At 47.0% G+C, this 24301-nt stretch carries 16 protein-coding genes; 7 read left to right on the top strand and 9 right to left on the bottom strand.

Going from position 1 to position 24301, the window contains the following annotated elements:
* Positions 1–175: 175 nt before the first annotated feature.
* Complete coding sequence (locus ACUVJL_RS33980) at positions 176–2089, top strand: heavy metal translocating P-type ATPase (RefSeq protein ID WP_445249858.1); 1914 nt, start codon at positions 176–178, stop codon at positions 2087–2089.
* A gap of 314 nt (positions 2090–2403) precedes the next feature.
* Positions 2404–4470, top strand: coding sequence for an elongation factor G (locus ACUVJL_RS33985; RefSeq protein ID WP_445249859.1), 2067 nt, complete (start codon positions 2404–2406; stop codon positions 4468–4470).
* Positions 4471–4692: 222 nt separating this feature from the next.
* Here ACUVJL_RS33985 and ACUVJL_RS33990 read toward each other — a convergent pair whose 3' ends face one another.
* From ACUVJL_RS33990 to petP, 6 genes are all read right to left on the bottom strand, one after another.
* Complete coding sequence (locus ACUVJL_RS33990; RefSeq protein WP_445249860.1) at positions 4693–5097, bottom strand: HEPN domain-containing protein; 405 nt, start codon at positions 5095–5097, stop codon at positions 4693–4695.
* A complete protein-coding gene (locus ACUVJL_RS33995; protein ID WP_445249861.1) occupies positions 5087–5764 on the bottom strand; it encodes a hypothetical protein in 678 nt (225 codons plus the stop codon). The genes ACUVJL_RS33990 and ACUVJL_RS33995 overlap by 11 nt, the downstream gene beginning before the upstream one ends.
* 20 nt (positions 5765–5784) lie before the next feature.
* Complete coding sequence (locus ACUVJL_RS34000) at positions 5785–9015, bottom strand: tetratricopeptide repeat protein (protein WP_445249862.1); 3231 nt, start codon at positions 9013–9015, stop codon at positions 5785–5787.
* 140 nt (positions 9016–9155) lie between these two features.
* Positions 9156–9872 (bottom strand): Uma2 family endonuclease, encoded by a 717-nt coding sequence (locus tag ACUVJL_RS34005; protein WP_445249863.1) that lies wholly within the window; start codon positions 9870–9872, stop codon positions 9156–9158.
* Between the two features lie 314 nt (positions 9873–10186).
* Positions 10187–11281, bottom strand: a complete 1095-nt coding sequence (locus ACUVJL_RS34010; protein WP_445249864.1) for a Get3/ArsA fold putative tail anchor-mediating ATPase NosAFP — start codon at positions 11279–11281, stop codon at positions 10187–10189.
* 184 nt (positions 11282–11465) lie between these two features.
* Positions 11466–11666 (bottom strand): cytochrome b6f subunit PetP, encoded by a 201-nt coding sequence (gene petP, locus ACUVJL_RS34015; RefSeq protein WP_333054278.1) that lies wholly within the window; start codon positions 11664–11666, stop codon positions 11466–11468.
* Positions 11667–12335: 669 nt separating this feature from the next.
* Between petP and ACUVJL_RS34020 the strand changes: the two genes are divergently transcribed.
* Both ACUVJL_RS34020 and ACUVJL_RS34025 read left to right on the top strand, forming a co-directional pair.
* Positions 12336–13442 (top strand): FecR family protein, encoded by a 1107-nt coding sequence (locus ACUVJL_RS34020; RefSeq protein WP_445249865.1) that lies wholly within the window; start codon positions 12336–12338, stop codon positions 13440–13442.
* Positions 13443–13675: 233 nt separating this feature from the next.
* Positions 13676–15487, top strand: coding sequence for a CHASE2 domain-containing protein (locus tag ACUVJL_RS34025; protein ID WP_445249866.1), 1812 nt, complete (start codon positions 13676–13678; stop codon positions 15485–15487).
* 774 nt (positions 15488–16261) lie between these two features.
* On the opposite strand, the gene glsA is transcribed toward ACUVJL_RS34025, so the two are convergent.
* Positions 16262–17188, bottom strand: a complete 927-nt coding sequence (gene glsA, locus ACUVJL_RS34030; RefSeq protein ID WP_445249867.1) for a glutaminase A — start codon at positions 17186–17188, stop codon at positions 16262–16264.
* 541 nt (positions 17189–17729) lie between these two features.
* Between glsA and ACUVJL_RS34035 the strand changes: the two genes are divergently transcribed.
* A complete protein-coding gene (locus ACUVJL_RS34035; RefSeq protein WP_445249868.1) occupies positions 17730–18074 on the top strand; it encodes a hypothetical protein in 345 nt (114 codons plus the stop codon).
* Here ACUVJL_RS34035 and ACUVJL_RS34040 read toward each other — a convergent pair.
* Both ACUVJL_RS34040 and pap read right to left on the bottom strand, forming a co-directional pair.
* Complete coding sequence (locus ACUVJL_RS34040) at positions 18071–18931, bottom strand: YdcF family protein (RefSeq protein ID WP_445249869.1); 861 nt, start codon at positions 18929–18931, stop codon at positions 18071–18073. The two genes, ACUVJL_RS34035 and ACUVJL_RS34040, sit on opposite strands and share 4 nt — an antisense overlap.
* Positions 18932–19417: 486 nt before the next feature.
* On the bottom strand, positions 19418–20905 hold the full coding sequence (gene pap, locus ACUVJL_RS34045) for a polyphosphate:AMP phosphotransferase (protein ID WP_445249870.1): 1488 nt from the start codon (positions 20903–20905) through the stop codon (positions 19418–19420).
* 708 nt (positions 20906–21613) lie between these two features.
* On the opposite strand from pap, the gene ACUVJL_RS34050 reads away from it, so the two are divergent.
* Together ACUVJL_RS34050 and ACUVJL_RS34055 are read left to right on the top strand one after the other, a co-directional pair.
* Positions 21614–22573 (top strand): GNAT family N-acetyltransferase, encoded by a 960-nt coding sequence (locus ACUVJL_RS34050; protein WP_445249871.1) that lies wholly within the window; start codon positions 21614–21616, stop codon positions 22571–22573.
* A gap of 327 nt (positions 22574–22900) precedes the next feature.
* Positions 22901–24061 (top strand): precorrin-8X methylmutase, encoded by a 1161-nt coding sequence (locus ACUVJL_RS34055; RefSeq protein WP_445249872.1) that lies wholly within the window; start codon positions 22901–22903, stop codon positions 24059–24061.
* The last annotated feature ends 240 nt before the right edge of the window (positions 24062–24301 follow it).

Raw genomic sequence — 24301 nt, forward strand, 5'->3', positions numbered from 1 at the left:
GCTCGAGACTCGACTACAAGCAAGATTTATTATGGGTTTGAATCTTAAGTAAAATACAGGACACGGCACTGCGGTGTCCCTACCCGAAGTTTCTACAGGCCGGGTCAAAACCTTGACATTGACACTAATGTCAAGGTTTAGGGTAAAGGAGTTATCTACCAAATCAATTTCCCCAATGACTCCCAATTCCCTCCCCATTTCTCGCCTCTGGCGCCTCGCCGAAGAACATCCAGATGCTGTGACTGCCGCCCTGTGCGGAATTCTAGTAATCTTGGGTTCCCTAGCCCTGCAATTCGGCTGGCTGGGTTTAGCCGTGTTAATCTTGCCCGCGGCTTATGTTATCGGCGGCTATTCCAGCACCCGCGAAGGCTTAACTACGCTTTTTCAAGAACACGAATTAGATGTAGATTTGTTAATGATTGTCGCTGCTTTGGGCGCTGCCAGTTTGGGTCTATGGCGGCAAGAATATCATTTAATTGTTGACGGTGCGGTGCTGATTTTAATCTTTGCAATTAGCGGCGCGCTGGAAGGTTATGCTATGCAGCGGACTGAACGCAGCATCCGCAGTTTGATGAGTTTGACTGCGGATACTGCTAGGGTGGTAATGTACGGCGGGGAACGGTTCGTTGCGATCGACAAATTGAAAATTGGCGATTACATTTTAGTCAAGCCCGGAGAAATCATCCCCACAGATGCGATAATTATTGAAGGCTACAGTGCGATCGATCAAGCCTCGATTACCGGCGAATCGATGCCCGTGGAAAAAACCAGCGGCGATGAAGTCTATGCAGGTACAATTAACGGTGTCGGCGCGCTGAAACTCGAAGTGCATAAAACTCCAGAAAGCAGTTTGATTCAGCGAGTGATTCGGCTGGTTCAAGAAGCGCAAACAGCCGCGCCGCCTTCTCAAATGTTTGTGGAAAAATTCGAGCGCGGTTATGCCAAATTAATTGTTGGTTTAGGCGTGCTGCTGGCAACTTTGCCCCCCTTTGTTTTGGGCTGGAATTGGGAAGAGACAATCTATCGGGCGCTGATTTTCCTAGTAGTCGCCTCCCCCTGCGCGCTGATGGCTTCGATTATGCCAGCGCTGCTTTCGGGAATTGCTAACGGGGCGAGACAGGGGATTTTGTTTAAAAGTGGCGCGCAATTAGAGATGATTGGTAAAGTCAGGGCGATCGCCTTTGACAAAACCGGAACTCTCACCACGGGAAAACCTGAAGTTATCCAAATTGTACCAGCAGCCGGATATACTGAAACAGAAGTTCTGCAATTAGCTGCAGCCCTAGAAGCTCATTCCGAACACGCGATCGCCTCTTCAATAGTCAGCGCCGCCCAGCAGCAACAGTTACAATTGTCAACCGCTACCGATGTACAAGCAAAAATCGGTCAAGGAATTGTCGGCAAAGTCAACAATCAAATCATTGCCATTGGTAAAGCCGAATTTGTCGAAGCAACTTCCGAATTAGCTCAAATCAGCCAGCAGTTGCAAGCAGAGGGTAAAACCGTTGTTTGGGTGGCAAAAGGCGAGCAACTTTTGGGAATCATTGCAGTAGCAGATACCCTCCGCCCCGAAGCAGCAGCAACCGTAAAACGCTTGCAAAAATTAGGCGTAGAACATATAATTATGCTAACCGGCGACAACGAGCAAACAGCTCAACACATCGCCCGTCAATTAGGCATCAAAGAAGTGTACGCCGAACTTTTGCCAGAAGACAAAGTGCAGGCAATTAAACAACTGCAAACCCAGTATCAAACTGTAGCAATGGTAGGAGACGGCATCAACGACGCCCCCGCCCTTGCTCAAGCTTCCGTAGGCATTGCGATGGGAATTTCCGGCAGCGATGTTGCTTTAGAAACTGCTGATATCGTATTAATGGCAGATAAGTTAGAGCAACTAGCTAAAGCAATTAGTTTGGGTCGCCGCGCTCAAAATGTTGTAAAACAAAACATTGTTTTTGCACTCAGTTGCATTGTGCTGTTATTGGCGGCTAATTTTTTCGGAAATATCACCATGCCTTTCGGCGTCATCGGTCACGAAGGCTCTACAGTAATAGTAACCTTAAGCGGTTTGCGACTGCTGAGAAATTAGACACCAAAAACCGCTAAAATCGAGGCAGAGCCTCTAGAAATACGTTCTCAGGCAGAGCCTGGGAACGAGACTCTTATCTGCGTTCATCTGCGTTAATCTGCCTTCATCTGCGGTTAAAAAATCAAAATATTAAGAAAAACTACAATTTGTGTGTGCGTCACTCAAAATACGCTAGCGTCAAAAGTATAGAATCATACCCAAATCTGAAATTGCTCGAAACTGCAATAAAAATTAACATAGAAAAAGTCTAGAAAATGGTATAGAACTGATTGCACCAAGAGCAATGGAAAAAAAGTTTTCTGTTGGAGGCTATTATGAACGAAAAAGTCATTGGGGCCGCGCGGAACGTTGCAATTGTTGGCCCTTATTTAAGCGGTAAAACCGCACTGCTCGAAAGTTTGCTGTCGGTGACAGGGACAATTACCCGCAAAGGAAATGTCAAAGATGGCAACACAATAGGTGATAGTTCGCCGGAAGCACGCGATCGCCAAATGAGCGTAGAAGTAAACGCCGCCACCGCTGAATATGAAGGCGTCCGCTTCACATTTCTCGACTGTCCGGGCTCGGTAGAATTTGTCCAAGAAACTTACAATGCGCTGATTGGTGTGGATGCGGCGATAATTGTTTGCGAACCCGTTGCCGATCGCACTTTAACCCTCGCACCCCTGTTTAAATTCCTCGACGATTGGGAAATTCCCCACCTAGTTTTCATCAACAAGATCGATCGAGCTTACACAGACGAAACTACTTGCGGCACCAACTTCACCGAGGTAATCGACGCGCTCAAATCCGTTTCTAGTAGACCGATCGTACCTCACCAATATCCGATCGGCAAAAACGAACAAATCATCGGTTTTATCGACTTAGTAACCGAACAAGCTTACCACTACCATCCGGGCGCCGCCGCAGATCCCGTTCCGCTTCCAGAACACCTCAAAGCACAAGAAAGCGCAGCGAGGCAGCAAATGCTCGAAGAATTGGCGAATTTTGACGACCATTTACTCGAAGAATTGCTCGAAGAAATCAATCCCGACGCCGAAGAAATTACCCGCGATTTAAAGATGGAATTAGGCGCAGATTTAATTGTGCCAGTATTCATCGGCATCGCCGAACAAGATTTCGGCGTGCGGCCTCTCCTGGAAGCTTTGCTGAGGGAAGCGCCAACACCGGAAACTACAGCCGATCGCCGCGGCATTATACTAAGTGAAAACAAAGTTCTGGCTCAAATCCTCAAAACCTATTACACGCCGCAGGGAGGTAAACTATCGTTAGTGAGAATGTGGCGGGGGACCCTGGCAGACGGAGCAAATTTGAACGGCGTTCGAGTTAACGGTTTGTACCGCTTGACCGGCCAGCAAACGCAAAGTTTGCAATCCGTCAGCGCCGGGGAAATTGTGGCTTTGGGAAGGCTAGAAGGCGTGAAAACAGGCGATACCCTGGCGCAAGACCCATCGGAAGAATTGCCAAAAGCCGAAATCATCCCGCCTGTCTACGCACTGGCGATCGTCCCAGAAAAGCGCAACGATGAAGTTAAGCTGAGCTCCGCTTTAGCTAAATTGCTAGAAGAAGACCCATCTTTAGTCTGGGAACAGCACGGCGACACTCACGAAATTATACTTTGGGGTCAAGGCGAAATCCACCTGAAAGTAGCCTTAGACAGGTTGCGCCGCAAGTATAACTTGCCGATGGTAACTCACTTACCGCAAGTGCCGTACAAAGAAACCATCCGCAAACCTGCATCTTCCATCCACGGGCGCTACAAACACCAAAGCGGCGGACACGGACAGTTTGGCGACGTGTACCTCGACATTCAACCGCAGCCTCGCGGAGAAGGTTTCACCTTTACCGACAAAATAGTCGGCGGCGTCGTCCCAAAACAGTACATTCCCGGCGTGGAAGTGGGTGTGCGCGAGTATTTGGATCGCGGCCCGCTGGGTTTCCCGGTGGTAGACGTAGCGGTGACGCTGACGAACGGTTCCTACCATACCGTTGACAGTTCCGAACAAGCTTTCAAGCAAGCGGCGCGTTTGGCGATGCAGGAGGGAATGGCGAAGTGCGAACCGGCATTGCTGGAGCCGATCGCCAAAGTTGAAATTTGCGCTCCGAACGAGTGTACATCAAAGGTGTTGCAGTTGGTCAGCGGACACCGCGGCCAAATTCTCGGCTACGAAGGTAAAAAAGGCTGGAAGGGATGGGATGCAGTTTCTGCTTATTTGCCGATCGCAGAAATGCAGAATTTGATCGTAGAATTGCGATCGCAGACAATGGGAGTAGGATTTTTTAATTGGGAGTTCGATCGATTGCAAGAAGTGCCGGAACCTTTAGCTAAGCGGGTTTTGCTAACGACTGGCGGCAATGGAAACGGTAACGGTAAAAGTTAGTTAGCTGTCTTAAAAAACCCGGTTTCTTGAATAAACCGGGTTTTTGCAGGAGTTACCATTAAAGTTTATTGCGATCGATTCCCATTTACCTCACATCTTGCACAATTCTCAAGAACAGGCAAGATGCCTGTTCCACAAAGAGTGAATTTTCTTGTGGAACAGGCATCTTGCCTGTTCATAAAAAGCTTATTGAGAATGGTGCAACATCTCAGATTTACCTGATTATTCAGTTAAGTTACTTAACGCTGAAATAATATTCTGAGCTAGCATTAACGCAGTTCTCGCTTCTTTTTCTAAGTTAAACATAGTATCTTGATAATCAGCTTTATTCCTAAGTTCTCTCAATTTGCTTAACTTTTCACCTATTTTGACCATGTTTTTATTTTTACTTCGGTGGTTTATAAATTTCTCTGCTACATATTGATGTTCGTTGATATCACGATTCTTACGAAAAAGTGTTGGGTCTTTTTCAATGTCGCGCAAGTAATTTCGCGCTAGGCAAAATGTCGAATAGTATGCTCTACTTATCGCCGATCGCAACTTGGCTTCCCTGTTAGCTGAACTGTCACTATTTGTGGCCGCTAACTCTTGAGCTAAATTCAAATATTCCGACCACTCAAATCTCATTTGACTCCCATTCAAGGCTAATATGTAAATCATTTTTGGGGGCAGCTATTTTAGATTCGAGCCACCAACTCTCATCAAGGATGTTTAACTTTGCAAAAGCTTCATCGACTTCGAGTTTGGTGTAAATGGTAATCCACAGCGATCGCCAATTGGCAATTTCTGGATCGGTTTTCACTTCCAAGCCTAATCTTTCCGTAGGAAATAGCGCTCGAATGCGATCGTAAGCTTCCAGAATCAAAGGTGCGATCGCTTCTTGTTCGATGATGATTTGAAAACTTTCTAGGGGGTTTTCAACGGCGTACAGGCTTTTGATTTTATTAAAAGATGCAATTAAATTGTCAAAGGCTTTAGCTATTTCAGAGGGATTTTCCATTTCTTCAGGCGGCTGAGGAAAGGAAGGGCTTAAATTTGCAGCATCCGTGCTGTAAATGCTGTCACTTGTCGGCGGGTATCGTTTGTCTTTTGATTTTGCTTGGTACTGCTCTTTTAAGTCGAGGCGTTCTTTTGTGTAAATTTCGTTGAGAGTGTTGTTTTGTTCGGCTAATTTTTCTAAAGCCAATATCTGACGACTTATATTCTCTTCCAACTCACCAAGCTGGACAGATGAATCTAGTTTAGCTAAAGCAGCGCCAAGGGCTTGCAGACTAATAATATCTCTTGCTTTCATAATAGTCGATGGTTTGGAAGTTAGGGATTAACTTTACCAGTAATTGTGAAACCTGCCCAGTGGTAGAGATCGGCATAAGGAGGTTTGTCAGATTCAATTTTAGCACGATCTCTGCGGATGAGGTTAGCTTCGTCTCTCAAATCTTGACTGCAACCGGAATTGTCTTTCATTACTTCAGACAATTCGAGATACCAGTTGGATAGTTCGCTGTAAGTAATAGTTCGGAGCCATTTTTGCGCTTGTTTGAGGGCTAGTGCCGGATGCAACTTATTTTGGCAACGCTGTTCGCTGAGAATTTCATAGAATCGAATCATCATTAAAGCGCTAGATATCTCATCAACTATCCAAAGAGTGCTGAGGGCGTAAACAGCACCCGCAGCTAAAAAGCTGCTGGCTAAACCGACAAATTCATCTATCAGTTCTTCTTTTCCGGTTATGCCGGTTTCGCAAGCGGAAAGGCAGACTAGATAATAGCTTTTTAAATCGAATTTGGCGATTTCTTCTGAAGTTAGGGGCTGTTTGTTTTTCAGGATTAGCGCTGACTGGGATGGCTGTTTTGTGTTGTGGTAGGCGTGACCTGTAAAATGGAATATGTCAGCAGCCTGTTGCAGAATTTCTTTAAGATTATCGGTGGTAGCTTTTGAACTGGGAATGGTATTGCAGCAGTTAAGGTAAAAATTCGCGATCGCGGGCGCTTCTATTTCAGCAAAAAGTAATGGATCGGGGCTTTCTACCAACAGCAGAGACATTGAAGGTGAGGGTTTTCTGTCTAATCTGTCTATCCCAACTTGGATGCTGGGCAGATAAGTGATAGTGAAAAGATTATCGGAGAATAAAAAGTGCAGTGGCAGCAGGTGCAAGTCGCGGTGGGGAATTAAGATTAAGTATTTGACATTGGTGAGGTGGGTACAAATTTCTGGAATTTTGAGGATGTCAGCGAGTTTGTGCAATTGCGCTGTCATTGACTCGCGCCAGGGATGGGATTCTTTGCTTTGCTGTTTGCTGGTAGTTTTGCCGTAAGTTTGATAGTTGGTTTTCCAGTTTTCCAGCCATTTTTCTAAACTCTGACTGTTCTCCTTTGGGAATAAGTCGCACAGAGGTGTGGAAATAACTTCAAACTTTTCTAGAGTAATGATAAAAGCAGTCAGGGAAACTGGGCTGAGATGCCAGTAAATAATCGCGGTTTCGGTGTTGTTTGCCAGTAAGTCTCGGATTTGGGGATAAGTCGGGCTATCGGTGCGGTTTTGTGAAGTTGCGCGCATCCATTGCAGGCAAAAGTTTTTCCGCAATTCGGCTTTTTCCAGGGCATTTACTTTGTCGCCAGACTGAACGAGGGTATCGACTTCTAACTGGTAAAGTCCGACAAATTTGCGCTGGAGTCGCTGTTTGATTTCGGGGTGAGTTTGATTGTCTAAAAGTAAGGTTTCTAAGACGGTGGTAGCTTCGGTAAGGTACTCGCTGGTTTTGGGATCTCCCAAGCTGTGGCAGACTGTAATTAAGTCTTGCATTACTTCTAAATAAGTTTCTGGGATGAGGGGTAATTTCAAAAATTCGCGGGCTTGTTCGTAGCTGGCTTTGGCTTTGTGGAAAGATTCAAAATAAGTGGCTGTTTGTTTACCCTGTTTGTAATGTGCCTTGCCTTTTTGATGGTGCAATTTGCCGCAAGCGAGGCGATAGTCGTGGTTACTAGGCTGATATTTCTGTAAGCCTTCATCCCAGTTTTGAATGGCTTCACTGTAGCGCCCAGATCTGAAAAAGGCAAAACCTCGATTGACCCAAGCTTGCCACACTTGATCGCCTGTAATTTCTAAGGCTGTCTCGAAGGCGGCGATCGCCTCACTGCTGCGGTCCAAAGCATTTAGGGCATTGCCCAGCCCGTTCCAGGCCTGGTGGGAGTTGGGGTCAATTTCTAAGGCTGTCTCGAAGGCTGCTTTTGCCTCACTGTAGCGGCCCAAAGCATTTAGGACATTGCCCAGCCCGTTCCAGCCATAGTGGAATTTGCGGTCAAGTTCTAAGGCTAGATCGAAGGCTGCGATCGCCTGACTGTAGTCGCGCAAATCATGTAGGACATTGCCCAGCCCGTTCCAGGCCAAGTGGAATTTAGGGTCAATTTCTACGGCTTTCTCGTAGGCTGCGATCGCCTCACTGTGGCGGCCCAAATCTTTTAGGGTAGCGCCCATTCCGTTCCAGGCATTACAGTATTTTGGGTTAATTTCTAAGGCTTGCTTGTAGGCTGCGATCGCCTCACTGTAGCGATCCAAATTTCCTAGGGCAATGCCCAGGTTGTTCCAAACATAGTCGTTTTTGGGGTCAATTTCTAAGGCTTTCTCGAAGGCTGCGATCGCCTCACTGTAGCGGCCCAAATCTTTTAGGGTAGCGCCCAGCCCGTTCCAGGCACCGTGGAATTTCGGGTCAATTTCTAAGGCTTTCTCGAAGGCTGCGATCGCCTCACTGTAGTGGCCCAAATCTTCTAGAGTAACGCCCAGCCCGTTCCAGACAATTTGGGATTTGGGGTCAATTTCTAAGGCTTTCTCGAAGGCTGCGATCGCCTCACTGTGGCGGCTCAAACTATATAGGGCATTGCCTAGCCCGTTCCAGGCAGACTGGAATTTCGGGTCAATCTCTAAGGCTTGGTTGAAGGCTGCGATCGCCCCTTCTAAATCTCTTACATAATAGCGATAGACTCCTTGGTTATATAATTCTTCTGCCTTTTGCTTGACTTCTCTTTCTATAGATTCTGCCTGCGAAGCTGAATCATATTTGTTAGCAGCGGATGAATTATCTGTAGAAGAAACACTCAAACTCTCCCCAGCTAACAATCGAGTAACAATATTTTCACTTATAACCGATGAATCATCCGTGGGAGTCCGATTCAAACTCTCCCCAGCCAACAATTGCCTGCCGATATTGCCAGCAACCTCACTAATTCTCCCGCAATTCATCTCACCCAGCCGCACCATTCGCCCACCCAATTCTAAATTCGTTTCCGGGGATACCAGCAACCTTTCTCCAAATTCTTGCAGCCAGTTTTGCCACTCAGCATCTTTGATTTTGCAGCCGATTAAAAAGCCTTTAATATCGCCCCGAGTCCAGCCTTGTTCAACACCCTCTAACAGTTGCAAAAATTTCTGTTCGTATTCCCCAAAAGAGCGAATCGGAGTTGGCTTTGGCGGTGGGGGTGCTCCTTTGCGGAAATGTCGCTGAAGAAGCCGCCACAGGTTGAGGATTCTTTGCCAAATTTGTCCGAGCATTGGCTGGGTTAGTGATGTGTTATATCGGTTGACTGTTGACTGTTGACTATTAACTTGATTTGATTGGGAGGATGCTAGCGGACTTGATATTATTCAAGATTGTAGCAGAGACTCGGCGGTTTCAACCGCCGAATCATCTATTACAATTGATTGGGGTCGATTCCCATTTCTCGGAGTCTTAATTCTAAAGCTTGCGATCGCGATCGTTCTTGTTCCAGCAAAGTTTGTGCCTCAGTGGCACGTTCCTCTGCTTCCTGTGCCCGTGCTTCCGCCTGCTGTCGCAGTTGAGCGAGTTCCACAAAACTCACAAACGGTTCTCCCGACGGCCCGAACATTTCGAGTCCGGTTTCAGACAATCCAAAGCGCACGCCGAGTCTGGGACTAATCCAACCGTCTATTTGTTCGATCGCCTCTAACTCTTCCTCAACCCGCTGCCATCCTGTCAATTCTAATATTTGCGGGTCGTACAAATAGTATTCTTCTACACCGTAACGTTCGTAAAATTTGAACTTTTGAATCATGGGAGCTGGTCGATTTCCCGGCGACCAAATTTCAAACACAACTTGTGGCCCAATATTATCTTCATTCCACTGTTGATAGGAACCACGATAACCTTTTGGTCTACCAAAAACTACCATCACATCTGGAGCTTGGCAAAGTTTATTATTTCCTTCCACCGGATACCAAAGCAAGTCGCCGGCCACGAAAACATTCGGGTCATTCGCAAACAATAGTTCGGAATTTTCCTTAATCCAAACGATTAATCGAAATTGCTCAGTATTGTCTGACATTGGTTCTCCGTTATCATCGGGGTAGATAATATTTGATTTGTCGGGAGATTGCAGTTGTGTAACCATTGCTGTTTCCCCAAATTTGATGGTGACTTTAGATCGTGTCTGGTTATATAAATATCATAAGGACTCGGCGGTTGAAACCGCGTCTTGTCAAACGAAGTCTGCCTCCGCAGACTAACAGATCCACTTGTTACCAGGCTCTGCCTGGTAACGCAGATCCGGAGGCTCTGCCTCCAATTTTCCTCCGCAATCGAGGCTCTTCCTCGCTTACATCGGTTCCCAGGCAGAGCCGGGGAACCAGGGATTTTCGTAAAAATGTGGAACGGGCGCTTCTGCCCGTTCCTAAATTGCAGCTTAAATCCCCTACAACTTAACCACTAAAAAGAAATAATCAAGTAACCGTTCAGGAACTTAGCACCAGTAACAGACTTCCCAGTTAGCGCCGGAGGCAGCAAAATATTGCGCCGCTGATCGCCCGCTTCGATCGTCACTTCCGGCCCAGATTGAATCAATTTAATTTCTTTCTTGTCAAACCCAGGCAAAAACAAACTAACTTGACGCTGTGCAATGTTTATGTTAATCGGTTTAGGAGCTTTTGCGGCCTCAGAAAAATCGGGCAAAGCATCAATTAGCGGCTGCCAATTATTGTCACTGTGCGCCGGAACCGAAACAGCCGTCAAAGGATCAAAATCGGCAGTAATAGCTTCTGTAACCGATGCTTGATTAACAATGACACCGCCCACAGTCAAACCAACTTGTTGAGAACTTCCCCAAAGATAGCGAGCAGTTGCGATCGCACTTGCATCCCCAGTCGTCACCAAAAAAGCCGCCGTGCGGTTCGGATCTGCCAGCGCTTCCTTACCCTTATCCAAAAGATTATCGACTTGCTTAGTAGATTGAAAAGCATTGTCTCCCGACAAATCCACAGTCAACACGGTACTGACAACCGGTTGAATAAAAGGTGAAAGCGCTTTCCCCAAATCCGAATCTACCAAAGCTTGACGAAATCTGCGGATGTACCAACTCAGAATTTCCGGCATTCCCAGCATTCGCAGCGTATCCATGCCGCCGGTGCCGTCATAAACAATTACATCGTATTGTTTGCTGTCGTCGTATTCCCGAAGTTCATTCAACGCCAGCGCGCTGTCCATTCCCGGTAACACCCCTAATTCTTGACCGTAAATCTGCTTGAAAAACGGAGTACGGACATATTGAGCTTCTAGTTGTTTAACTTCGTCCCACCTGCGTTCTAGCAGCGGCGCGCTTTGCACCTGAACTGCTTTGAGGTTGGGGGCGATTTCCTGGGGGTTGAGAGTCAGGGGAACCCCTAGCAGAATACCCAATGCAGGGCCCGGATCTTGGCCGAGCAGCAGAACTCGCTTGCCTTGAGCCGCATATTTTTTAGCTGTTGCGATCGCGATCGTGCTGCGGCCAGTGCCGCCTTTGCCCAAAAATGTCAAAATCAAAGCCATTTTCTGTTCTCACTGCCAAAGCTTACTCTTTAACATTTAAGCGCAACCTTCAGCCAGAGTGGGGCAGTTGTCAGTTGTCAGTTGTCAGTTGTCAGTTGTTATTGGTAGCAGCTAATAACTCACACATCAGGAATCAGAAAGAACCACTACCGACTGCCCACTGCCCACTGACAACTGCCTTCTGTTAAACGGGTTCTAGCTCATCTTCAAAGAACCAAGTCGCAAAACCGTCAAACTTGACAACCACGCCTACTCCGCTACCGTCAACCATTCTAAATCCGTCAACAGTGCCTACTGGATTCTCCTTTATCTTGCCCACCATATTTGCAGGTATCCGATCTCTGAGACGGCGCACCTTAACTCTCTGACCTACTTCTATTGCCACTGAAATTGTTCTCCTGCTCTATATAACCTATATACAACCGTCCATTTTACAGTTTGGCGTCTACTTCTCAACAGCAACACCAGCAGGCGATCGCTCGCGATGATTTTCAGAAGGAATTTCGACCAACTTTCCCAAAAAGAGGGTATTCTAGTCGGAGTTGGTCGATCGTGTACTATGATTCCCTTGGGTTTGCCTCATCAGGTTCCACAGCGGCAAGCTCCACTCCCAGAGCCTGGCGCACCACTTAGATAATTATTTTTTATCGCTCGCAAAAAGAATCTTTTTATTAATTCCCACAACTACAGGATTTCTCCCCAATTAGTCATCCTTCCGGCAGAAGCCAAAAGGCATTCAGAAGCAGTAATTAACTTTATGTTTGCTATATATAAATCTTCGCTCTCTAACCTTGACATCGGCGAAAAATCATGCTGCAAAGCACTTTGAGTCTGGTTGACCAAATTTCCCGAAGGTCAGATTTTAGTAAACTGCCATGTTGTAACAGTTTACTAAAATCTGACAATAAAAAGAAGATTTAATGCTAGAATTTCATGCTGAGAAAGTCTATTTTTGCGGGTGCATTACTACATAAAAGGTGGAACGATTGCCTGAGTTAGGCAGTCTAATAGAGGAAATGAAGTCAAGGAACTTCAAGATCACAAAATTGAAATTATGAAGAAAAATTTTACGTGCTGGCGATCGACCAAAATTCCGCTCCTAAGTTTGTCCTTAGCGGTGTTCGCCTGTCTGCCGCTTGGTCGTGGGACGATCGCCAGTCCGCTCTCTCCATCCCCCAAACAGCCGTCGAACCCTACTAAAATTGTATCGGTCGATCGACCGCCAGCATTGCCAACCGGCTCAAAATCTCCAAAAAATCTGGCAAGACTGGCAGCGAATTCATCCCCAGCAGAGACTATAAAGGCTCAGGGAACAGGGGGCGGGCGATCGCTCGAAATCCGAGAAATTCGGGGTACAGTCACCTTTAAAGGGCGACCAGCAGTCGTGGGCGATCGGCTGCTCGCCCCCGGAGACGAAATCATCACCGGCCCCGATTCCACAGCCCGTTTAGCCATCGACAACAACACTGGCATCGTGGAAGTTTCCGAAAACACCGCAGTCAGAATATCAGATTTGTCAAGCAGTGCAGGTGGCCAAACAGAAACAGCCATTTTTGTCAGCAGGGGGCGAGTCAGGTTGTCCGTCGGCAAAACAGCCGCGACAACTCCCGCAGCCAACACCTCAACAATTATCCTGCCGAACCAAATAGTTGCCCTAAATACATTCAGCGGACTCGGCAAATCCAGTCAAATTGCCCAACAAACAAGTTCTGCCAGAACTTCCCCTGTCAGAGTTGAAACCCCAGAAGGCGTTGCCGGAGTCCGCGGCACCTCCTTTGGCGTCAGCGTCGGCGCAGGCAAAACCGCAGTCGAAACTATTGAAGGTGCAGTCGTAGTATCCGGTAGCAGCAACTCGGAAGTAGTTGTCAACAGCGGCAACGCCACGACAATTTTCCCTCAAACCCCGCCCGTGGCGCCCTTAGCGAGCCCTCGCAAAGCTGAACTCAAAGTCCGCCGTTTGGTGAGAGTCAGCGGCAATATCTATCGCTTCAGGGGTGAAATTAACCCGATCGACATAATTTATGTCAACGACGAACTGATTAAGATCGATCAAAAGGGGAACTTCCAAATCCAAGGAATTTTACCTCCAAGTCGCCGCCTCAGAATCGTAGTGCGAGGCCCGTCAGTCACCGAACAGCATTACACCCTCGCAGTTCCCTAAACAACCTCTCAGAGTCAAGTGTGCGGGCAGTGTCTGAGGAAGTGAGTGAGATCCTAAGTCCTATCTGGGTTGATTATTTTGTGTAGGTGCGAAGCATTTCGCGGTGAATCTCGGTAGTCAAAATAAAGAAATTTTGCCTCAACCCTTCACCCTTAGGGTCTTGTAAAACTTCATGACTCGCACTTTTCTCGAAGGTCTGACTCGAATGTCAATTATTGCGTCAAATTAATTGCATGAAGTTCAAAGAAAGGATCGATCATCTCAAAAAAAATCAACTGATCAACCTGCGGCAATATATAATCACAAATCCTCCCTGGATGACAGGCGCCCTAGCAGGTATAATGTCTGTAGCCATGCTGCAATTGGGAATGTGGAAACCCCTTGAATATTTGGGATACAACACGCTATTTCAAATTCGAGAATCGGGAATTTGGCCAAATCCGGGATGGGATCAGAGAATTGCGGTAATTGCGATCGAACGGCATTCCTTGCAGGAATACGGTCAATTTCCTTGGCCCCGCAACCGCTACGCCGAACTGTTGTCGGCCCTAAAAAAATCTCCTCCCACAGCAATAGGTTTCGACATTCTTTTCCTCGATCCGAGTCCGAAAGATGATATTTTAGCCGCTGCAATCGCCGCCAACGGCAAAGTTGTACTCGCAAGCACCATCAAAGAAGAACCCGTAGCATCTTTAAAAGCAGCAGCAGGTGTCGGCCACATCGCCCACGAAGCCGATAGCGACGGTATTAGCCGCGAGTCAAAAATCTTTCTTGACGGCATTCCTAATTTGGGTTTAGCAATGACTCACAGGTACAATGCTGCTAATCCCCAAAATCCAGTATTGCTCCCACAGTCAAACAATAGGCAGGCAAAAAAAGTCTGGGTTAACTGGCCTGGGAGAACAAAAAATGTACCCACCTATGCTTTTGTTGATGTTGTAGAAGGTAGAATTCCCGCAGATGCTCTCACTAATAAGTTAGTTTTAGTGGGCATAGTTGCTACCGGTTTTGACCCGATATCTTCACCTTTAGACGGAAATACAGCCGGGGTTTATTTATATGCAGCGTTGATGGACAATTTGCTCAATCAACGCTTGCTGCGGCGGCTGCCGATACTCGTAGAAATGTTGTTAGTGTTCGGGATTGGCCCGCTTACCGGTTGGGTTCTGTGGAACCGAGGTGTTAGAGCGAGAATTGCGATCGCTCTCGGTTTGCCTATAATTTGGATTGGGGCTGCTGCTGTGCTATTTGGCTTCTTTTTTTGGTGGGTTTCGATTGCCGCGCCTATCGGCACCCTCATTTTAGCTGGCACTGCTTTGCAACTGCGGGAACAGTACGAAAAGCAACAGTTGATGAGGTTATTTGAAAAGCACGTCGATCCAGAGACTGCTCAGCTTATTTGGCAACGCAAAGCTGAGATATTTGAACAGGGAGAACTCGAACCTCAAGAACTTACAGCAACGGTGCTGTTTATGGATATTCGCAGTTTTACTTCGATTTCGGAAAAAATGCCGCCGCGGGATTTGCTCAACTGGCTCAACAATTATTTGGAAGCGATGACCGACTGTATTATGGATCACGGTGGCGTTGTAGATAAATACATCGGCGATGCAATTATGGCCGTTTTTGGGGTGCCTTTTTGCCATAGCGAATATCCAGAAATTCAAAAAGATGCTTTGAATGCAGTTGCGGCTTGCATCGCCATGCACGACAAGCTGCACGAACTTAACCAGCAGCTTAGAATTGAGCGCAAACCTTTAATTAAGTTTGGCATTGGTTTGCATACCGGACAGTTAGTTGCTGGCACTGTCGGCGGTTCCCGGCGTTTGAATTATTCTGTGATCGGCGATGCTGTCAACGTTGCTGCTAGATTGGAGGCGATGAATAAGGAAATTGTTTCTGACAGTCCTTTTAATTTGTTGGTGACGGGGAGGACTTTTGCTTACGTGCGCGATCGCTACGAAGGTCAAAAAGTAGGATCGATTCAATTGCGCGGCAAAAAAGAAGAGACTGTGGTTTATGCTATTTTGGGCGAAAAGCCTTAGTCATCGGTCATTAGTCATCAGTCATCAGTCATTAGTCATTAGTCAACAGTCATTAGTCATTAGTCAACAGTCATTAGTCAACAGTCATTAGTCATTAGTCAACAGCCAACAGTCAACAGTCAACAGCCAACAGTCAACAGCCAACAGTCAACTATAATTCGGGTGTAACCGGAATTGATATCATCTCAAAAACCCACCGCAGCCCAAGGGTAAATCGAAATATACATTTTTTGTATTCGCTCACCCGTCCAGGTTGATGTAGATTATTAGCGGTGCGGGGGCGGGTTTATTAAGCTTGTTTGTACTGATGAGATATTGTCGTAAGCTGTTCGGGATTTAAATTGTATGTCAAAAAACAATAAAACTCTTGTGGCGTGGGCGTCCCGCCCGCGGAGAATATGCAATTTAAATGCGCGACAGCTTAAAACCCGCCCCTACGGAATTATATCGAAATATACATTTTTTATATTCGCTCACCCGTCAAGGTTGATGTAGATTATTAGCGGTGTGGGGGCGGGTTTATCAAGCTTGTTTGTACTGATGAGATATTGTCGTAAAACCCGCCCCTACGGAATTATATTGTTTCCCAATTCCCAATTCCCAATTCCCAATTCCCAATTAAGCTAATCCGCATTTAAATTGCATGGTAAAATAAATTTTTCCTCTTGTGGGGTGGGCATCCTGCCCGCCCTCAACATACAATTTAAATGCACAACAGCTTATTTTCCTCAATACTTCGGGGAAATCCAAGGGGAAATTTAACGGCAATCGTATCTAATCAAATACGCTCAGCCGCAGAGTTTTAGCTATTTGTTCTAACAGAAATAAGCCTGCGACAGAATTTCCCTCTTGATCCAGGGGCGGACTGTAAAAGCCGATCGCACCCTGGCCCGGAATTACCGACACCAAAGCCCCGCTAACTCCAGACTTGGCAGGCAGTCCCACCCGCACCGCAAAGCGGCCAGATGCTTCATACAAACCGCAAGTTGCCATCAGTGCTTTGACAGTGCGGCAGTTTTCCCAGATTCCTCGATCGCCACTATTTACCAAAACCATTCCCAGCTTAGCTAAATCCTCCACAGTTCCCGACAAACAACAGAGGCGATTGTAAGTTTCTAAAGCAATTTCAGAGTTTTGAATATAACCCGAGTCTACCATTTTTAAGGCGAGATTCCCATTATTTTCATTCGGCATTGAATTCACTGAATAGAGCATTAACTCATCAACAAATAACTGACTTTTTGCCTGTTGATTCAGCCAAGTTCGCAAGTTTTGACAGCGCGCCACAGCATTTTGACCGGGAATCAAAGACGCTAGGGCGATCGCCCCGCTATTAATCATCGGGTTTCTCGGCTTCCCTTGGTCTATTTCGAGTTGAGTTAACGAATTGAAAGGCAGCTCCGAAGGCTCGCAGCCAACGCACTCAAATACCCTTTTTTCGCCCAATTCGCACAGCAAATAAAGCAGCAGAAAGGGCTTGACTGCGCTCATCAGCGAGAATGTTTGAGCAATGCTACCCCAGCTCAATAATTGACCGTCAATTGCCCGAATTTGCACGGCAAACCCTTGTCGGTCGGCTCGCGCCAGGAGAGGTATGTACGCGGCGATTTTACCGGATTTACTGCGATTAATTGCCTCTTTTGCCCAAGCTTCCAGTTGTTCTGGTTGCAGGCCAGATAGTTTGCTGGTGGATGTTTTCACTCTCGATTATTTAGATCCTTTGAGATTTTAGATTGGCAGTCCTGGCGCGATATTGAGTCCTATCGATTCCGGTTGTACCGTCCGTCATTGTTGACTGTTGACTAATGACTAATGACTAATGACTAATGACTAATGACTAATGACTAATGACTAATGACTGTTGACTGTACTTGGGCCCTCTCCTGGAATAAACCGGGCTTCTTCGATGAGAGTAAGTGCGATCGCTCTTCAGGCTGTTCACCTTTGGGCCCGCCGGCAGCCCATAAATTTATTGATAATTTTTCCTAAAAAAACCTGTACTTTGCATAAAAATCTGCCTTTCACCCAGATACATAATTAGCAGATTCAAAGCAATGCTGCTACCCAAAACAAACGATTGCTAGCTGGAAAATGCCTTCAGGTTCTTATATTTAAGCCCCAGCCAGGGGCGAAGTGCATCTTTAACTTAATTCTTTCAGAGTTCGGCAAATCCTATCTGGAAAGCCCCCGAACCTCTGAGAATTTACTATCCAACCGCATCTACCAAAATCAGGACAAAAAAATGGCAGAAGAAGCGAAAACAGAAGCAGCAAAACCCGCTCCAATAATTTTTAAGGGTGTGTGCAGCGACGGAGTTCTCAAAGGCAAAGAAATTCAAGGGAAACTAGACATCAAAGTTAACGTCGAATCTGTCACAACCCCAGTAGCACCGAAAAAACCAGCCCCTGGGTGGGAAACAAATATTTTTTGGGTGCTGTTTTTATTAGTTGCCAACTTCGCCCTCGGCGACCCCGCCGGAATCAGAAAATACAGCTCCCCACAAAGGTCTCATTCTCATCAGATGTTAAACCAATTTGGGGAGCAGTCGCTGTTGCCTAAGAAAAACACCAGCAACTCGCCACTTTAGGCCCTGGGAGCCTGCCAGCCGCGCAAATAGTAATAGACAGACCCGTAATATCGATCGAATACTTTCGTCGTAAGTAGCAAAGCATCTGCATTAGGCAAAAAATCTCCCGCGTCTAAGCGGAGTCTGGATGTCCCTCCTGCGGTGGGTTGAAAAGTGTAGAAGTCGGTAGGTCTAGGAATCACCTGGATTCCCATATGCGCAAAAGTTAGGCTCGCACGGCGCATCTCCATCGCAGATGTTACCAGGATTACTTTGCGGCCGACGCCGCGGCTGTCGAGTATCTTTCTCACCTCTTCAGCACTGGTGCGTATGTTGCTGCCGTTATTGTCGAGAACGATACTGCTGCGCGGCACGCCCATGTTGTTTGCCAGCAAAGTCTCGATATCCTTAGCTTCGCCAACATAACCCTCCAACTCGGGTCTCGGGCCAGCGGTAACGATGACCAGAGGTGCCACTTTTTTGTTGTACAAAACGGCAGCATAGGGCAGGCGATTGCCTGCATCTGTCAGTTGAATCGCTACTCGGTTGGGGATGTGAGGCTTAGTGGTTCCCTTGCCCAGTAGGACTATCGCCGCTGCGGTTTCGTCGCAGCAAGCTGTCCGGGCGGCTGCGGCGGCGTCCCGTTCTGCTTGCTCGGCGAACCAGTAAGCGACAACTGGCATACTCGAAAGGATCAAAACTAGCAGCGCTGCCAGAATCATTCTCGGGGCCGGGTTGCGGATGCCCCCGTTCGTGATCAGCGCCGATGCAATCACCAGCAGCGTGATTGAAAAACCCAGCGGCTTAAAGAAGAAGGCTATTAGGCCGGCAATCGCTTCTCCGACTGGGGTGTCTGGCGCAAAAAAAGCTAGGATCAAAAGGCTGATCAGCAGCAAAACGCGCAGCCGGTCTAATAAGGGATTGTCTTTGCCTCCTGATTGATCCCACCACGATTTGAGCAGTGAGAACAGGAGGAATAGAAATAGAATGCGAGCTAACAGTTCTGGCATCTTGCAATATTCTGTGTCTTCATAAATTAGTACGGAAGTGTGGAAACGAGCGCGAATTTAGCTGCGGGAGGAAATACGGGCATCGGTGGGTTTTTAACTTTCGCGAATAACGCCATCCGATCGCATTTATCCTGATGCTCGATTCCGGTCAGCTCTCAACTATTGGTTGCAGGCTGCAAGCCCGCTACTTCCAGTCACAGATTGCTGAGAGTTAATTGGTAATTGATAACTGGTAATGGTTGATGGGTAATTGGTAATGGATCGAGCATAGGCAGGTGAAATTGGCAATTCAAGCCTGCTTTCTGCTGCCTGCTTTTTTTTCCCATTACCTGTTACCGATTCACCCATCCCAATTTATCGGCGCTTCAGTTGATTCCGAATTGCCTGCGTTACCGTTTGAATTACTTTAACACGAGCATAATACTTGTTATCGGCCGCAATTAGCGTCCAGGGAGCAGCCGGCGTGCTGGTGCGCTGAATCATTTGATTCACCGCCACTTCATAATAATTCCACTTTTGGCGATTCCGCCAATCTTCCTCGGTGAGTTTGTATTGTTTAAATGGATTGTTTTGCCGCTCTGTAAACCGCTTTAGTTGCTCGTCAGGACTGAGGTGCAGCCAGAATTTAACTAAAACACAACCGAAACTGGTGAGTTGCTCCTCAAATTCGTTGATTTCCTGATAAGCTCGGCGCCATTCGGCTTCGGCGGCAAATCCTTCGACTCGTTCGACGAGCACTCTACCATACCAACTGCGATCGCAAATGCTGATTTTACCCGCAGTTGGCAGCCGCGGCCAGAACCGCCACAGGTAGTGGTGCGCTTTTTCTTCGTGTGTCGGGGCCGCAAAGGCATTAACAGTGTAACTGCGGGGGTCTAATACGTCCGTCAAGCGTTTGATTGCTCCTCCTTTACCTGCGGCGTCCCAACCTTCAAACAGCACTAACACGGGGATTTCATCTTCGTAGATGCTTTGTTGCAGTTTGCCAAAACGGGTTTGTTCCTCGCGAAGTTGCTGTTTGTATTCGTCGGGCGACAGCGATTGAGTTAAATCTACTTGGGCCAGCAAGTCGGGTTCGGTGGGTTGCAAGCTTTCTTGAGGTGGCAATTTCACGGGTGCAGATTGCATCGGCAGTCTCTCTAAGGCTTCTGTAATTGTCGCTGCCATTTGCGTTAAAACTTTGACTCTCGCCCAGCGTTGACAATTGCCTTCTACTAGCGTCCAAGGTGCGGATCCCGTGCCGGTTTGGGCTACCATTTCTTCTGCCAAAGTTGTGTATTCTTCGTATTTTTTGGCTTGTTTCCAGTCTTCGGGTCGCACTCGCCAAGCTTGTAAGGTGTCGTCTTCTAGTTTTTTGAGCCGATGCTTGAGTTCTTTTTTGCTCAGGTGGATCCAAAATTTGGCAATTGCCGCGCCGTCATCTACCATCTGCCGCTCGAAGGCGTTGATTTGCCGGATAACTGTCGGTACTTCTGCGTCGGAGAGTCGATCGAACAACCGATCTTCTAGAATACGAGTGTACCAAGAATGGTAAAAAAAACCAATTTTGCCGCGGGCGGGGAGTTTCTGCCAAAACCGCCACAGGAAAGGATAGCCCATTTCTGCGGGTGACGGCGGCCAAATCGGGTGGACGGCAAACCCGCGCGGGTCCATGTACCCCACCATTTTTTTGACCAGCGCGCCTTTGCCGGCGGCGGCCCAACCTTCGAGGACGATAATTACGGGCAGTTTTTTTTCCCAGCAGATTTGTTGGAGCGATCGCAACTGTTTCATTAAAACTTCTATCTTGGCATCGTAGGTTTCTTTATCCAGGGAAATATCTAAATCGAGGTTGTCGAGCATATTTACCTTCTATAAATCTGAGAAAACTGTTTAACGTTAGTTTAACGTTTGGATAAAATTAAATCCTCAAATCGGGGAAAAACGTTATAAAAATTACAGTTAGGTCGGGTTTAAAGGGATCTCGCTCCTGCCCTCAATTGCCAGCCTCGTTAATACTAGCAAGTTTCCCTCAATTTCAAACTTGCCAAAAAAAACAGCTCAGGTTATAGTTGAAATAGGGAACTTTTAAATAAGTTCAACTTCTCCCCTCCCCGGAGCGGGCGAGTTAACAGGAAAAGCAAAAAATCCCTGAAAAAGGATTTATTGTAAAACAGAGCAAAAGTAAAAATCAACTACCCGGTGGGGGTGACAACTTCTTTACTTAGCTGTACAAACTTTATTCAAACAATAGTTACTTAAGCACCAAGCTTGGTAACGAAAGAGAGCGCGACTCATCGACATCCAGCCATAAACTCACATACAAAAGTAGCCCGAACGGGCAAACCAATTTTTATGATTGCCTAATTAGATAAAACCTGAAAGCCTGGGTGATATAAACAGGTTTCTGAGTTTTATCGACACCACAATAAATCTGCACTACATCTGCGTTTATCCGCGTTCATCTGCGGTTAACAATCAAAAACTCGGATTTTTGCCAGAAATTCACTGTACTTGTTTGCCAATACCAATTAAGAGGAACAGTCCGCAATTACGGATTGCAAGTTTTTTATGAATATCTTGACAACACGTTCTTACAAGGGCGAAACTGACTGGTGCGCGATCGCAAATTTAATCGATGCCTGCGAAATGGTCGATCGCCTCGGCGAAGAATTCTCAGCAACTGAACTGAAGCTAATACTTGATGCACCGAAACTAGACAAAGCCCGCGACGTGCAATTGTGGGAAGATGGTAATTACAAACTGATCGGTTTGGCACTCCTAGATATGCCCGATTCCCCGGATGAAATAGACGCTTTTCTCTGTTTTTACGTGCATCCAAACCTGCGCAGCCAAGGTTTAGAAAAAGACATAATTAAGTGGGGAGAAAATCGGCTGCGCGAAGTAGAAAAAGAACGGAATTTGCCTGCTAAATTGCGTACCTACAGCCGGGAGGATAAAACCGATGAAATCCTGCTGTTAGAAAAACAGGGCTTTGAGGTCGATCGCTATTTTCTGACAATGGCCCGATCCCTCGCCGAACCGATTCCCACACCGGAATTTCCGGCAGATTTTGCCCTAACACACGTATCCGGAGAACAAGACATCCAACCCTGGGTAGAAATGTTCAACCAGTCATTTATCGATCACTGGAATCACCACGATTTAACTGCGGAAACCGTGCGCTATTGGATGCAAGACGCCAACTATCAGCCGGAATTAGATTTAATTGCTGTTTCGGGCGATCGCAAATTTGCAGCTTTCTGCGACTGTCAAATCAAACCCCAAAAACACGCCCGCAGCGGCACAAAAGACGGTTGGATTGAATTGTTGGGTACGCGGCGCGACTTTCGGAAAATGGGTTTAGGAAAAGCGATGCTGCTGGCGGGTTTGCACTCCTTAAAGGCGGCGGGTGCAAACACAGCTAAACTCAGCGTTGATGCTGACAGTTTGACAGGGGCGACAAAGCTTTACAAATCAGTCGGTTTCCGCCCGATGGAAACTTGGCTGTCCTGGGCTAAGAAAGTGTAATATCGATTCTGGTTGCACCGTCCGTCATTGTTGACTGTTGACTGTTGACTGTTGACTGTTGAAGGAGGGGTCAAAAAAATGAAAATTGCGCGAATTATTTGTTGGCTGCTTGATTCGACTTTACGCCCGACGATGAACCGCGGATTTGATATCATTCCTGCCTGCGCCGGATTTGATATCATTTGTGAATTTCTTACTCCCGGACCGCGGGTTCGGGGAGGGCTGGGGTGGGGTAAAAAATTGTCGAACTCAGTTAACCAATCAGCAAATATAACAATCCTAAATCATTTGTAAATTTCTTACTTCCTGCCCTTGGTAAGGGCGGGGTTGGGGTGGGGTAAAAAATTTACGACTCCTGCAAGAATTGCTATAATTGGTATTATTATGCAGCAAGAATACCTGACAATCAAACAACTTACAGAAGCGGTAAAAGGCACAATTACCCCTCGGATGGTGCGACATTATCACGCTTTGGGGCTGCTATCTCCGGCGGTGCGATCGACCTCTAACTACAGACTGTACACCCGCAGCGATGTGCAAAGACTGCAAAGAATAGTCGCACTCAAGCAGCAAGGCTTTCAACTGTCTCACATCCGCAAACTGTTAGAAACAGATGCGGATGCTTCCCCTGACGCGCTGAGGGCGACTCTGCAACGGCAATATCTGTCGGTTATTCAGCAAATTGTTCGCCTCAGAGAAACGGCTTCGGCGCTAGAAGGATTGCTGGGGCGGGATATTTCCTGTCAAGCGGTGCAAGCGGACGCATTGGCGCAATTAAGGCTGTTGCAGGCGGAAACTGAGGGGGGGTTGGATGAGTTGGAAGAACTTTGGGAGGGTTGGGATGCGGGGGCGCACACTCACCCGGAGGATTTTGGGGAGTCGTTGCAGCTTTTGTTGCCGGATTTGGGCGATCGCTCGGAAATTGAGGTAGACTTGCTTTCTAAACTGGTCTTAGCCTGCGGAGATTGTTCGCTGCTGCCGTTTGTGAAGTTGAGCGCAACGGCGATTAAATCGGCGCGGGATGCTTTGAAAAATCAGTGTCAAATTGTGGCTGATGTGCCGCCTGTTTTTGCGGCTTTGGATCAAACTAGATTGGCGCATTTGGGAACAAGTATTGCAACTTTAATTGACGATCCGCACATCAATGCTGCGGCGGAAGCGGAACAGGAATTCTGGCGGCATGGTGAGTGGTTTGATAAGTTGTTGAAACTGGAAAAGGGATGTATATTGGTGATAGGATATGCGCCGTCTGTGCTGATGGCGGTTTGCGAGGCGATCAAGTGTGGCCAACTGCAACCGGCTTTGGTAGTTGGAATGCCGATCGGTTTTAGTCATTCTCCGGTGGCGAAACGGCGGTTAGTGCGATCGGGCGTTGCTTATATTACGACTCTGGGAACTTTTGGCGGCGGGTTGTTGGCGGCGGTTGCTTTGAATGCTTTGGTTGAGTCTTTGATTGAAAAGCCGAATTGTCATTGTCATCTTAAGTGAAGATGGGATTTAGGTTTATGGTGGCTTAATTTGTATTTTGCTCTTTCATCGGTTTCAATCCCTAATAGGGATTTAGGTTAATTGCGGCTGGGTAACAGTCCTGGGGGGGTGACAACCCGCCTGAAAGCTATAGTTAGTAAGGATTGAGCCTACTTGTGGTAAAAAAAGATAGGCAGCAGAATTGTTATACGCTTGCCTATCCAAAAAAATAATGATACTAAGATTCTACCAGACCCATTT

This window comes from Microcoleus sp. OTE_8_concoct_300 (genome assembly GCF_031383065.1).
Lineage (GTDB): Bacteria > Cyanobacteriota > Cyanobacteriia > Cyanobacteriales > Microcoleaceae > Microcoleus.